This window comes from Veillonella sp. AF13-2, assembly GCF_003603295.1.
In the GTDB taxonomy this organism is placed as follows: domain Bacteria; phylum Bacillota; class Negativicutes; order Veillonellales; family Veillonellaceae; genus Veillonella; species Veillonella parvula_E.
Genome location: NZ_QTMT01000002.1, coordinates 160,415 through 174,823, shown reverse-complemented (window position 1 = coordinate 174,823; position 14,409 = coordinate 160,415). Strand labels below are relative to the sequence as shown.

The window sequence follows — 14,409 nt, the reverse complement described above, 5'->3', positions numbered from 1 at the left end:
AATTGGATGCCATTTAGATCTATACTTGGAACTCAGTAAACAAGAGGAATTACTAATACAGGCATTTAAGAATGATACATTTAATGAGACCTATGAACTGTTAAATACGAAACAGGCTATTTTCATTATAGCATTGGCCGTGCTAATGACTATACAGCTTATGTGATCATAGAGGATTAAGGGTTACCAAATAAAAGGGGTATTGTATTTAGAAATGCGGACATTAAAAAAGATTCTTATTACTATTCTAATTTTATTTCCTTTTTGTTGGTTCTATAATTTTGATTTAGACGGTACAATGAATTGGGCTTTAGGACGATATGAATGGCCGTATCAATTTAATATGGCATTACGGGATAATTGGAAAAGAGTAGGAGTAGAAGGGTATGTCTTTTCTTGTGAAACACACTTTCCTTTTATATATGTTTATGGGGCTGGAGGGTTCACAAAAATATTGAATATTCCATTTATAGGTTATATAGAGAAACTACCCAATGATAGTTTTTATAATCAAAAAGGATACGGTGAAAAGTTAAGTTATGCTGATGATACAATAGATGATATGAGAAAAGCCTATGGTAGTACATTAGTTATTTATACATCATTTAATGATTTCTCTATACAAGACCAAGAAATTTTTAGAAATATGGTAATAAATACAAAAGCAAATGATTACAGACCTCCATATAACGCAAATGCTATTCAAGAAGGATATGTTAATATTATTAAAGTTTTCAAAGGGTTAGAAACTTTATTAGGTCAAAAAATTCCAATCTAATTTTTTAGTCTTATAAAACTTAAAAGGACGCTATATTCTAAACTTCAGTAATAAGTAGTACTGAAGAATTCAAGACTATAGCGTCCTTTTATTTTCCGTTCATTTGAGGTATGAGAGGATGTTACAGATATGTCATAGAGATGAGAGAGATTTTATTTCATGCGAACTGCTTCGGCAAATTCGTCTTCGGTCATGAGTTTTTCTTCTAAGATGATTTCTTTAATAGAGCAACCGCGTTTGTACGCTTCTTTTACCACCTTAGCGCTCTTGTCGTAGCCAATATATGGTGTTAAGGATGTAGCAATCATGAGAGATTGTTCTACGAAGAAGTTGAGTTTTTCAGGTACAAATTCTACGCCGTCGATGCAGTGTGTTGTGAAAGAGTTCATAGCGTCTGCGAGGAGGCGACAGCTTTCAACAAAGTCATAGATCATGATAGGCATGTATACGTTCAATTGGAACGCACCGCTACCTGCACAGAGCGTCATAGTTGTATTGTGGCCGAATACTTGGGCGCATACCATGGTCAAAGCTTCACATTGAGTAGGATTTACCTTGCCTGGCATGATGGAGGAGCCCGGTTCGTTTTCAGGAAGATGCCATTCGCCGTAGCCACAGCGAGGGCCAGAGCCTAAGAAGCGCACATCGTTAGCGATTTTGAATAGGGTAGTCGCTAATGTGTTAAGTGCACCGTGAGCCATCATAAATGCATCTTTGAGAGCAAGTCCTTGGAATTTGTTATTCTTAACACGGAATGGAGCACCTGTTACCTCTGGCAATACAGTTTCCATAACGTCTAGATAGCCCTTAGGTGTGTTCACACCTGTACCGACCGCAGTACCACCGAGTGCTACGTCGAGGAGGTGGTCAGCATTTTGAAGGAGCATAGTTTTGGCAGTTTTTAGGCCGTCCACAAAGGCGCTAATTTCTTGGTCTACCATGATAAAAGTAGCATCTTGTAGGTGGGTACGACCAACTTTTTGCAATCCTTTTCCTTTTTTTTGCAATTTTTCAAAGGATCCGATAAGGCCGTCCAATGCAGGAATTACGCGTTTTGTAATTTCAAAGTATGCACAGATATGCATTGCCGTAGGGAATGTATCGTTTGTACTTTGACCGCGGTTTACATCGTCGTTAGGATGAAGCGGATTGGATTCATCTAACTGTTTAGCTCGGTGAGCGATTACCTCGTTCACATTCATGTTAGTTTGTGTGCCGGAACCTGTTTGGAATACGGTTAACGGAAATTCATCATCCCATTTTCCGTCCACGATCTCATCTACTACTTGAGCGATGAGTTTCGCTTTTTCCTCAGTTACTGCGCCACACTTTGCATTGGTTAAAGCACATGCTTTTTTTACAAGCGCAAGCGCCTTGATTTGTTCAATAGGGATGCGGTGGTCACCGATTTTAAAATTATTGAACGAGCGTTGCGTTTGAGGTCCGTAAATTCGTCTAGCGTCGACTTCGACTGGTCCCATTGAATCATATTCAATTCTTGTTTCCATAATGTTTACAACCTCCTTAAAAGACATGCCGACCCTACTGTCGGTACTTTAATTATATAAAATCCTGTATATTTGTACAGAATAAAAGAGAATGATTTCTATTTTCATATAATTGATAGGTGTATATGCATAATGCGCATATAAGAAAAGGAAAGTATATTGCGCTTTCCTTCTCCCCATACCTTTATGATTTCAATCTATATGTAAGATTGATAATGCGTTATATGTAGAAAAATTATAAATTAAATATTTCATTTGGTGAATGATGAAAGGTCTATTCTTAGGGTAACCGATTAGGTATATATTAGCGTGGTGGTCCTCCAAAAACGACTTAGCGGCCCTGCGAAGCAGGGTGGGTGGCTTTGGAGGCTTTTGGAGGGCTACCACGCTTAATAAAGTGTTTTGGATACAGAATAGACCTTTCAAGATATTTGTGGGAAAACTTAAATTTATAATTTTCATATGTATACATTATAAATGTCGCATATATATTGAAATCATCGCTTTAACACGATAAAATGGAAGTAGCTTAGTATATTGTTTTAAGTTTATGATTTCACAGAGGAGGTAAGTACTTATGAAACATGACTTTACGAGCCATGACCTTCATCTGCCGGAACTGACGTTACGTGGGATGCTACTTGGTGCATTGATTACTGTTATTTTTACAGCATCTAACGTATATCTCGGTTTGAAGGTAGGTTTGACGTTCTCGTCATCCATTCCGGCAGCTATTATTTCAATGGCAATTTTACGGTTCTTCAAGGATTCTAATGTTCTTGAAAATAACATGGTACAAACGCAGGCTTCTGCGGCTGGTACATTGTCCGCCATTATCTTTATTTTGCCAGGTTTACTCATGCTTGGGTATTGGAATGGCTTTCCATTCTGGCAAACATTCTTGCTCTGTGCCTGTGGTGGTTCTCTAGGTGTATTATTCACCATTCCATTGCGTCGTGCCATGGTAGTGAATAGCGATCTACCATATCCTGAAGGCCGTGCAGCAGCAGAAATTTTGAAGGTTGGATCTCACAATGGTGAACAAGGCCCTCAATCTAGCTCCGGTATGACAGACATTGTGTCCGGTGGCTTTGTAGCTGGTCTTATTAGCCTTTGTGCAAATGGTTTCAAAGTACTTGGTGATAGCATGAGCTTCTGGATTCCTGTAGGTAGCAAAGGTATTACTCAAATTCCTTTGGGCTTCTCTACAGCGTTGTTAGGTGCTGGTTACCTTATCGGTATCGCCTCTGGTATCGCTATCCTCGTCGGTGTACTCATCGCATGGGCTGGCTTCGTGCCTTACTTCACTAACATGTTTGCTCCAGATGGCGGTGCTACTGCTAAGTTTGCAATGGCTATTTGGAAATCTAAAGTTCGTTTCATCGGTGCTGGTGCTATTGGTATTGCTGCGATTTGGACTTTGATTACCTTAATCAAACCTATCATCGAAGGTATGAAAATTTCTGTTAAATCCATGAATAGCAGCTCCGCAGAACGTGAATTGCATCGTATGGATACAGATATGAGTACAAAATCCGTTTTAGGTGTATTCATACTTATTCTTATTGGCTTAGTATTTACATTCTGGGATTTTGTATCTGTCGTACCTATTAGTGCAGGTTTAATGTGGACACTCGTTGTAGTAGGTATCGTAGTAGCTTTATTGATTGGCTTCTTCGTAGCTGCAGCATGTGGCTATATGGCAGGCCTTATCGGTACATCTGCTTCTCCAATTTCTGGTATCGGTATTTTAGCGACTATTATTTCTTCCTTAGTTGTATACTTTATCGCAGCGGAAAATAATTTATTTGCTACACAAGAAGGTGTTCAGTTCGCTACCGCTATGGCTATCTTTATGACATCCGTAGTTATTGCGATTGCATCTATTTCTAATGATAATTTACAAGATTTGAAAACTGGCCAACTCGTTGGTGCTACACCTTGGCGTCAACAAATTGCCTTGTTACTTGGTTCTGTAGCCGGTGCCATTGCAATTGCTCCAGTTCTTAACTTGCTTTATCAAGCATACGGTTTCACAGGTGCGTTACCACGTGCTGAAATGGATCCAAACGCTGCATTATCTGCTCCTCAAGCGACTTTGATGACTACCATTGCACAAGGTATCTTCAACTCTAGCATGGATTGGGACTATATCTTAATCGGTGTTGGCGTTGGTGTTGTGGCGATTATCGTCAACTTGATTCTCAAGAGCACAACTGCAACCTTAACATTGCCTCCGTTGGCTGTTGGTATGGGTATTTATTTACCACCTACTTTAGAAGTACCGCTTATTATTGGTTCTTTCATCAGCTACTTCGTAGGTCGTTATCTTGTAGCTCGTGCTAAAATGCGTGCCGGTGAGCTTGCTGACTACGATGTAGAGCAATCCAATCGCCGCGGTGTTCTCTTTGCTTCTGGTCTGATCGTTGGTGAAAGCTTGATTGGTGTAATCATAGCTGTTATTATTGTATTGTCTGTTACAACTGGCGGTGGGGAAGCTCCACTTGAATTAGTAGGTCCTGAATTTGAAAGCACAGCACAATGGTTAGGATTGCTTGCATTCATATTCGCTGGTCTCTATCTTGTTCGCCGTGTTGTTACACACAAGTTCAATAAAGAAGAAGCTCTTGCTATGAAAGCTGAGCAAGAACAATAAGAGGTTAAACAATGAAATTAAAACAGTCTGTACTCATCATTATGGCTGCTGCATTGCCAGTAGTCTCCTTCGCAGCAAGCGAAGTAATACCTGTAACGCAAGATACTGTAAATGTACAAGCAAATCAAACAAATGCGAAACGTGTAAATCGTAATGATTTAACATATCGTATTTCTAGTACTGCTACACCTGAGCAGAATCGTGCGTTGCGCTCTAAAGCGTCTAAAGTAGATCGTAATGCAGTTGAAGTGGTAGCTCCAAATGCGGACCGTTATATGGATCGCAAAGAGGTTGCTGTATCACCTGTGGAATCTACTACAGATCATTTGGATTTAGTATTCCCAGAGGTTAAATCTGTTAGCCCTGCGGTAGAAAAAGCAATCAATACGACCATCAAAAAGTATGTTTCTAAAATACAAAATGATGTAGAAAAGTTAAATGTTAAAGAATCTGATAAAACAAATGTAGTTATGTACTATGATGTTAAAACAGATAAAAACGGTATTTTCAGCGTATTGATTCACACATATACTATGCGTGATCATGATGCCAATGGTGTAAACTATGTAAAAGGTTTCACATTTAACACTACAACAGGTCGCCAATTATCCTTGTACGATCTTGGTGGTCTTAATAAAAAAGAGTTGGTAAATGCGATTAATAATAATCAAGATGTGAAAGATAAATTAGGTGGCGATGTAAATATCGATAAAATGCCTACTGAATTCTACACAACAGATGATTATTCCGTTGTAATGATTTTGCAACAAGATGTGGATTCAATCCATAGCGCAGGTACGGTATATGTACCAGTTGGTATCTTGCGTGACCGCGAAAATGATGTAACAAAAAAATAATCGAACTGTGTAAATTCGATTATGTGTGTATAGTAACAGCTGTTTAATTGTGAAAAGAACCGCTCCTAAGGGGGCGGTTCTTTTTTGTCTATGTTATTGTTTGTCGTTATAATAGTTTACGCGCGGTGGTAATGGGAATTGAATGTTTCCGTCTGACTTTGTAAGCGGCTCCGGTGGTAATTGTAAGAATACATTATCATGGAATTTCTTTTTAAATGCTTTCAACGTCGATTTTTGAATAGAATCAACGGTAATGAGAAGGGCACTCGTATCAGTATTTGGGGAGATGGAAAGGATCTTTCCTTGAGGTTCTTTTTGTTGGTAAAGGGCGATGGCATCGGATTGATACTCCTCTAGTTGGGCCTGATTTAATTTACCTTTTGATACGACTACAGTTCTATCTAGCTGTGGATCATGAGCCTCTGTAATCGCTTTGGAAACAAGGTCAGTTTTCTTTTGATCCGTTAAAGATGCATGTAATTGGCCTGCCTCCCAGAATAGAGCTCCGTCTTGACGGAATTTGGTGAAATCATTGCCATAGCCTAATGCTTTGTCGATGATATTAGCTGTTTTGTTTTCTACTTGTTGCTTGAACAATGTATTGTGGAAGGCAAGTGCTTGTTCTGTTTGTGTCATGCGGTACGCAATTTCCGCCGCTTCTGCACGAGTTACATATTTTTCAGGGTTAAACAATGTACCTGGAGCGTAGTTTGTGAACCCAAGATAGGCAAGCTCGCGAACGGCATCTTGTGCCCAAGGAGCCACAAATTTTTGGTCTCCATAGGCTATATTATCAAGAACTGTTGGGTCTTCAGTGGTATATCCTAAGTAATGGATATAGTTATCTGCTACTACCGCAAACTCTTGGCGGGACATATATTTCTCAGGTTTATAAGTATCATCACCATAGCCGCTGATGATATTCTTGCGAGCTACAGATTCAATAGCAAGAGCAGACCAACGGTCAGATGTAATATCTTTAAATTTACTTGATAAGAAGGCGGCTGTACCATCATCCGTAATATTGTTGAAGAGCGCTGCTACTTCTTCACGTGTCATAGGTTGGTTAGGTCGGAATGTACCATCGGAATACCCCTTCATTAGGTTTGCTTTTGTTACAGTGCTAATCGAGTTAGCTGCCCAAAAATCACTAGGCACATCTGTAAAGATGTGGGCGCGGATTTTTTGAATATCTTGAGGTATACCGATAGAGGTGTTTACAATTGCAGGTGATGCGGTATTAGTAGATTTAACGTTAGCAGCTTCTGTTTTAGTAGTCTCCATCTTCGTAGCATCTGTTTTAGCCATTGGTGCTTTAGTTGTTTCCATTTTAGTGGCTTCAACAGTAGTTGCAGGAGTATGAGTTGTAGTGGTTGTGTTTGCAGAAGCAAAACCAAGGCCTGTTGTAGTCAATAATGTGCCGAGTACGAGGGCACGTAATGCGTGAGGGGTATTCTTGTACATAAAAATCCTTCCTAATCATGGTAAAGGCTAGCGCTTGATAGCCGTAGAATATAAACTTTCACCAGCATAAAAAGTTATATCCGTCGCATCATAGTCAATTAGTTGGCATGCATAGTGATATACAACAAAGCAGCGTAGTACTGTCGAGTATACGCTGCCTTGGCTGGTTAAGTGTAACGCCGATTAGCGTTTTACTGTCATTTTTACTTTGGAACCGAATAATTTAGAGATTCCTTGTTGTGTTTCTTTAGATGCTGTAGATACAACTGCGTAAAGTTGGTTATTTTCTACATCAGGGAATGTAGCTAGAATTGTACCTGCTTTTTCATTTTTGTTGTAGTAGTTGCGGAAGTTTGTATCGATTGCATCGTATTCAGCTTGGCTGTATTGGGAGGATTCAACTACAACATAGTTATTTACAGTAGAATCACCACGGTTTGCAAGGTTAGCTTTTACTGTGGAAATATCGCTGTCTGTTTTCAAAGCTACGTGTAATTGATTGTCACGCCAGTACATTACGCCATAATTTTGGAATGCATCTTCTGTTTTATAAGTTTTATTTAATTCAGAAAATACTTTGTCTTCTAATGCAGCTTGTTGTTTTTGATCAAGTGCTTTTAGTGTGCTGCGACGAACAGGGCGAACGGCACGAGTCGGTTCAGCTTTTTCAACTACTGCAGCATCTTTATTGCCTTTTAGGTCTTTTTCAACTTTTTTTGCATCAGATTTTACAGCTTTATCAGCTTTAGCTACATCTTTTTTAGCGTCTTTACTTACTTTAGATGTATCTTTCTCTAATGCTGTATCAGCTTTTTTGGTATCTTCTTTTACAGCCATTTCTGCTTTAGCTTCTGTAGTAGTATGCTTTGGTGTAGCAAGGCCAGCACCATTAAGCATACGATTTAAGATTGTTGCCGCTTGTGCTCTTGTTACAGGTTGTTTAGGGTTAAAGTTTTCTGTTGCCCCAGATGCTACGATGCCTCGTTGTGCCATGTATTGGATATCTGCCAAGTAAGCAGAGGAGATACTAGCTTCGTCCTTGAATGTTACTTTTTCTGCTTTTACAGGTGTAGAAAGATTCAATTTTTTAGCTAGACTAGCAGCAGATGCAACGAATTGTTCGCGGTCCATAGTTTTGCTAGGTGTGAAAGCTGTTTTAGATGTGCCGTCCATTACGCCTGCAGCACTAACTAATTTGATAGCAGGGCTAGACCAACGATCTGCTTCCACGTCAGAGTAGGAGGTAGAGGATTCTTTTGTTGCAATCTCTGCTAATTCTTGTTCGTTTAAGTTGTGTTGTAGCACTTTGCCATAAATAGCAGCTGCTTGTTCACGAGTAATTTGTGCACTAGGTTTGAATGTATTATCAGCATAACCAGAAAGGTAACCAGCTTGTGTCATTGCTTGGATAGCATCGCGAGCCCAGTTATCTTTTGTGTCAGGGTATACACCAGTAGGTAAGTTTTCTTTAGTTTTTACAACTTTTTTACCTTCTACCTTTGCAGCATCTTCTTTTACATCATTTTTTACGGAAGTATCAATGCGTTTAACGTCATTTTTTACAGAAGTATCAACGCGTTTAGCATCGTTTTTTACGGATGTATCAGTGCGTTTAGCAGCGTTTTTAGCGGATGCATCAGCATGTTTTGCATCACGTTTTACAACTGTGCTACCATGTTTAGCATCATTTTTGACGGATGTATCAATACGTTTAGCATCGTTTTTAACAGATGTATCAACACGGTGTTCATCCGCTTTAGCAGATACCTCAGCTCTAGTAGCCACATTAGATACTTCAGATTTTATATGAGTCGCAGTTGTTTCAGCGTGAGCCATGCTGAATGTAGAACCAAGGGCCAATGTAATTGCTAAAGACAAAGATAATTTATTTAGTTTCATGAAAAGGGCTCCTTTCAAACTATACTTATATAAAATAAATTATAACACTTTTTAAATTTATACACTACTATAAGAAAATGTAATCTATAAGGATAAAACTTACATGAATTTGAAAATTTGAGTACCATTATATAAATATAGAATGAAATATAGATAAAAGTTGATTTTCTAGTAGTTAAAAATGCAAAATGATAAACATTCGCAAAATCTAGATTTTATGGGGCTTTTACAAGAAAAAATGATAAATGAAATAATAGATGTGATAAAATTCAATGTTTGTTATTACAAAAAGTCATAACGATATAAGAAATAAAAGGGTACATACGAATATAGCAATTCTTTGGACAATATCTACATGATTAATTTATAATTATAGCGATGAGCTTTTGAATATTTATTTGAAAGCATAAGTAATGTTCAGGGCAGAAATTTAGTCGAAAAATTCACTACTAAAAATTGCCATAACACATACATATCAAAATTTTTTATTAGGTTAAGTACTAGAAAAGACGAGGAAGATAATATGAAAATTCATCTTTTCCAACAGTGTTTGATTGACATGTTCTACCCTCATGTAGGTATGGCTGGTGTAGAAGTACTTGAAAGATTAGGTTGTGAGCTTGTAGTACCTAAGAAACAAGTATGTTGTGGACAAATGTTCACTAACTCCGGTTACAATGACGCGGCTATGGATGCAATTAAGAATACAATCGAATGCTTTGAGAACGCTGAATATGTAGTCAGCATGTCCGGTTCTTGCGCTTTTGCAATCCGCGATGAATATCATCATTTCTTAAAAGATCAACCAGAGTGGTTGGCGCGCGCAGAAAGATTGAGTGGTAAAATTTACGAATTCACTCAATTTATTACTGACGTATTAGGTGTTGAAGATGTAGGGGCTCGTTTTAACGAATCCGTTACATACCATACATCTTGCCACGTAACTCGTTTGATGGGCATTAAAGAGCCTCCTTTCAAACTCCTTAAAAACGTTAAAGATATCAACTTGATTGAATTACCACGTGCAGATCGTTGCTGTGGTTTCGGCGGTACTTTCTCAGTTAAAAACCCTGAAATCAGTGAAGTTATGACACGCGAAAAAGCATTGGAAATTGCTGGCACAGGTGCCAACGTTATCTCCGGTTCTGACCAAGCGTGCTTAATGAACATCGCTGGTATGCTTGATCGTCTTCATAAAGAAGGCGAAATTGATCGCCGTATCAAAGTTATGCATATTGCTGAAATCTTAAACTGCCGTTAAGGAGGAGACGACATGGCACTTATATATGACAATCGCCCCTATAAAACACGTATAAAAGAATGTTTGGCTGACGATTTCAAAGTTGCAGCTATTAAAAAAGCACAAGACGTGTTTTATGATAAACGTAATACAGTAGTTGCGGATGTTCCTGAATGGTTAGATTTCCGCGCTGAAGCGGCTAAAATTCGCGATCACGTACTTAACAACTTGGATTACTATGTAAGTCAATTTGCTGACAACGCTGAAAAAGCTGGTTCTAAAGTTCACTTTGCTTTCGATGACAAAGAAGCTACTCAAATTGCATTAGATATCCTTCGCCAACGCGAAGCAAAAATGATCGTTAAATCCAAAACTATCTTAACTGAAGAAATTGGTTTGAACGAAGTTTTGGAAGAGGCTGGTATTGAAGTTAACGAAACTGACTTGGCTGAATTTATTTTGCAAACTGCAGTAAGTCCTCCATCTCACATCGTAGTACCAGGTCTTCATTTTGAACGTAACAAAATCCGCGAAATTTTCGCTGAAAAATTAGGTTATACAGGAACTGAAAACCCTACGGAAATGACTCACTTTGTACGTGGTTATGTACGTGAGCGTTTCTTAAAAGCTGATGTAGGTGTTAATGGTTGTAACTTTGCAGTTGCTGAATCTGGTACATGTACAATCGTTTCCAACGAAGGTAACGGTCGTATGGCTAGTTCTATTCCTAAGACTCAATTAATTTTCTTAGGTACAGAACGTATTGTTCCTGATTTCAAAGCTCTTGATGTTATGATGGAAATGTTGAACCGTTCTGCAGTAGGTTCTAAGATTTCTAACTACTTCTCCATGATGACTGGTCCTGCGCGTCCTGGTGAAGCTGATGGTCCTGAAGAAACTCATATCATCATTATTGATAACGGTCGTTCTGGCATCTTGGGTGGTACATTCCAAGAAATGCTACGTTGTATCCGTTGTGGTGCATGTATGAATATCTGTCCTGTATACCGTCACGTTTCCGGTCATGGATATGGTTCTGTATATCCAGGTCCAATGGGTGCTGTATTGACTCCATTATTCAAAGGTTACGATGTAGCCGGCGATCTTCCATATGCTTCTACATTATGCGGTGCATGTACAGAAAACTGTCCAGTAGCTATTCCATTGCATGAATTGTTGATGGAGCACCGTCATATCATGGCTGATATTGAAAAGACTCGTCCAAAAGCAGAAGAAGCTATCTTCACAGCAGCTGCTAAGATGTTCGGTAATGCAACATTATTTGATCTTGGCACAAAAGCTGGTGCTATCGGTATGAACTTAATTAGTAATAAAGAAGGTAACATGCCTGAATGGACTCAAGCTATTCCAGTTATGAACGGTTGGACTAAGTCTAAAGAGTTGGGTTCCTTGAAATTCAAGAAATTCCGTGATTTATATGCTGAACATGAAAAGAACAAGAAGAAGGAGAAAAAATAATGGATGTAGCTAAACGTAATCAATTTATTGCACGTTTATCTCGTGCATTAGGCCGTGATCAAGAAATGTGCCCTGCTTTTGTAGAAGGCTTTGATTATAGCCATGGTCCTCAAGAAACTATGTTCCAAGATTTGAGTCGCGATCAAATTTTGACAATGTTTAAGGAACAATGTCAACGTGTTGGTACAAAATTTGTTGAAACTACACCTGACAAACTAGGTGAAACAATTTTTGCAGCTATCGAAGACTGGGGAAACGGTAAAATTGTATTCCCAAGCTCTCCTGAAGTAGAAGAATATAAATTAAAAGAATTGTTCGAACAAGATGCAGCTAATAATGGTGGCACTCGTACATACTTCCAATGGGATCCAGCTAAAGGTCGTGAAGAATGTATTTCTAATACTGCTAATGCTGATATTGGTATTACATTCCCATACTGCGGTATTGCGGAGACTGCTACTGTAGTACAAGCTTCTGGTGAGGACTCTGGCCGTGCGATTAGCTTGTTGCCTACAACACATATTGCTGTGTTGTATACTGATACAATCAACCCTCGTATGACACAAACAATGGAACATTTGGCTGAACGGTATCACAACGATCCAGCTAAGTTCCCTACAAATATCTGCTTGATTTCTGGTCCGTCCCGTACGGCGGATATCGAATTGGTAACTGTAGATGGTGCTCATGGTCCTATCCAAGTAACCTATATCTTAGTTAACAGATAATATAATAGCTAGATTTACTAAAGGCGATTTTCTTCTGGAAAATCGCCTTTTTGGTGTATATATTACAGAATACATTAAATGTTACCAAAAATTAAATATTATACTTGTATTTTTTTCGATATATGCTATACTAAGTTCATAACCTATTATTGTGATATGAATTAAAGAGGTGTATTATGAATATTCCATTCTTTACAGATTACCTCATGTTAAGCAATCCACTAAGTATTGGTATTATCGCGGTGTTCGTGCTCGTGTTAATTGGTATTTATGTATTGCAACGCAAGGGCACATCCTTCGGTAATCTTGTTATTATTGGTACTATTGCTGGTGCCGTACTTGGTATAGCGGTTCAAATTATTGCAGGCTTCCCTGATGATCCATCCAAAGTGGTTTACATCAAGGAAAGTACAAAGTGGTTCTCTCTCGTAGGGGGCGGTTTCATCGACTTAATCCGCATGCTTGTTATTCCTATCGTTTTTATCTCTATTGTTCACGTTATTTTGCACATGGAGACAGGTGCTAACCTCAAAAAGTTAGTAGTTGCTATGATTTCTACGAATCTCGGCATGGTAGCCGTTGCTGCTATAGTCGGTCTAATTTTGGGGAATGCCTTCGGTTTAGGTCAAGGTTTTGATATTGTTGAATCTGGTAAGAAGATTCGTGAAATCAAACCTATGGTTGATACATTCCGAGCACTAATCCCAAGCAATCCAATTCAAGCGGCTGCTGAAACAAATGTTATCGGCATTGTTGTATTTGCAATTATCTTGGGTAGCGTAGCTCGTCTATTAAAACAAACAGGGACAAACTCTATGGAGGTATTCACAAAACTATTTAATGAACTTCACCAGTTGATTTCCTGGGTAGCTGATTTCATTATTGGTCTTATGCCATATGGTGTAGTTGCCTTATTAGCTTCTACATTGGCAACACGCGGTGTACAAGCTATTCTTGATATGGGCTTGTTCGTAGTATTACTTTACGTTGGTCTTTTGATTATGTTTGTTGTACAAGCGATCTTGATTACTAGCTTTGGTTACAATCCGATTACATACTTCAAGAAAGCAAAAGCACCACTCTTATTGGCGTTTACTTCTCGTTCTTCGATGGGGGTATTGCCATTAACTGTAGAGACCTTGACAAAACGTCTTGGTGTAAATGCTACAACTGCTAATACAGTAGCTTCCTTCGGTACTACTGCGGGCATGCAAGGTTGTGCCGGCGTGTTCCCAGCACTTGTTGTGGTGTACATCTCTAATGTAGCCAATATTCCATTCGATATGACTATGTATATCATGAGTGTTATCGTTATTGCTATTGGTTCTGTTGGTATCGCAGGCGTGCCAGGTACGGCTACAATGGCGGCATCTGTATCCCTTAGTGGTACAGGCCTTGGAGCGTACTTCACCTCCATTAGTCCAATTCTAGCTATCGATCCATTGATTGACATGGGACGTACATGTTTGAACGTATCTGGGTCCTTAACAAATGCTTTGGTAGTAGACAAAATTATGGGAACCATCGATAAAGACGCATACAATAATCCTAACGAAGGTCGCGTATAAAAACTAGCAACACTTAATCATATAATTATTATAAAAAGGGGCTGTAGCTGAATGTGGTAAAACCACATTTGGTTACAGCTTCTTTTGCCTTTTTAAAAGTGATAATTATTACAGATTGTAAACTATATTATTAATAATCGATATTGAAATTGTGAGCTTAGCTACTAACATACTTATGCATATATGGTATACTAAGCGTTATAAAGTTACGAATTATGCTTAATAAATATAA

The 14,409-nt window shown here is 38.7% G+C and carries 10 protein-coding genes; 7 read left to right on the top strand and 3 right to left on the bottom strand.

What is annotated here, in order from left to right; genetic code table 11:
• Positions 1-214: 214 nt before the first annotated feature.
• A complete protein-coding gene (locus DWV85_RS04690; protein ID WP_123138147.1) occupies positions 215-778 on the top strand; it encodes a hypothetical protein in 564 nt (187 codons plus the stop codon).
• A 152-nt stretch (positions 779-930) separates the two neighbouring features.
• Here the strand turns inward: DWV85_RS04690 and DWV85_RS04685 are convergent, their stop codons facing one another.
• Entirely contained in the window at positions 931-2,286 is a 1,356-nt protein-coding gene (locus tag DWV85_RS04685; protein ID WP_077707746.1) for a class II fumarate hydratase, read from the bottom strand.
• 577 nt (positions 2,287-2,863) lie between these two features.
• Here DWV85_RS04685 and DWV85_RS04680 point away from each other — a divergent pair.
• On the top strand, positions 2,864-4,942 hold the full coding sequence (locus tag DWV85_RS04680) for an oligopeptide transporter, OPT family (protein ID WP_004698162.1): 2,079 nt from the start codon (positions 2,864-2,866) through the stop codon (positions 4,940-4,942).
• Between the two features lie 11 nt (positions 4,943-4,953).
• Positions 4,954-5,799, top strand: coding sequence for a hypothetical protein (locus DWV85_RS04675; RefSeq protein ID WP_123138146.1), 846 nt, complete (start codon positions 4,954-4,956; stop codon positions 5,797-5,799).
• A gap of 93 nt (positions 5,800-5,892) precedes the next feature.
• Here DWV85_RS04675 and DWV85_RS04670 read toward each other — a convergent pair whose 3' ends face one another.
• Together DWV85_RS04670 and DWV85_RS04665 are read right to left on the bottom strand one after the other, a co-directional pair.
• The gene (locus DWV85_RS04670) at positions 5,893-7,263 is read right to left on the bottom strand and encodes an S-layer homology domain-containing protein (RefSeq protein ID WP_123138145.1); all 1,371 of its coding nucleotides are present in this window, start codon (positions 7,261-7,263) and stop codon (positions 5,893-5,895) included.
• Between the two features lie 183 nt (positions 7,264-7,446).
• Positions 7,447-9,162 (bottom strand): S-layer homology domain-containing protein, encoded by a 1,716-nt coding sequence (locus DWV85_RS04665; RefSeq protein ID WP_105087183.1) that lies wholly within the window; start codon positions 9,160-9,162, stop codon positions 7,447-7,449.
• A 523-nt stretch (positions 9,163-9,685) separates the two neighbouring features.
• Between DWV85_RS04665 and DWV85_RS04660 the strand changes: the two genes are divergently transcribed.
• The 4 genes from DWV85_RS04660 (at position 9,686) to DWV85_RS04645 (ending at position 14,177) form a co-directional block, all read left to right on the top strand.
• Positions 9,686-10,423, top strand: coding sequence for a (Fe-S)-binding protein (locus DWV85_RS04660; protein WP_004698263.1), 738 nt, complete (start codon positions 9,686-9,688; stop codon positions 10,421-10,423).
• 12 nt (positions 10,424-10,435) lie between these two features.
• Positions 10,436-11,881, top strand: a complete 1,446-nt coding sequence (locus tag DWV85_RS04655; RefSeq protein ID WP_004694882.1) for a LutB/LldF family L-lactate oxidation iron-sulfur protein — start codon at positions 10,436-10,438, stop codon at positions 11,879-11,881.
• The gene (locus DWV85_RS04650) at positions 11,881-12,609 is read left to right on the top strand and encodes a lactate utilization protein C (RefSeq protein ID WP_004698205.1); all 729 of its coding nucleotides are present in this window, start codon (positions 11,881-11,883) and stop codon (positions 12,607-12,609) included. The genes DWV85_RS04655 and DWV85_RS04650 overlap by 1 nt, the downstream gene beginning before the upstream one ends.
• A 176-nt stretch (positions 12,610-12,785) precedes the next feature.
• The gene (locus DWV85_RS04645) at positions 12,786-14,177 is read left to right on the top strand and encodes a cation:dicarboxylase symporter family transporter (RefSeq protein WP_123138144.1); all 1,392 of its coding nucleotides are present in this window, start codon (positions 12,786-12,788) and stop codon (positions 14,175-14,177) included.
• The last annotated feature ends 232 nt before the right edge of the window (positions 14,178-14,409 follow it).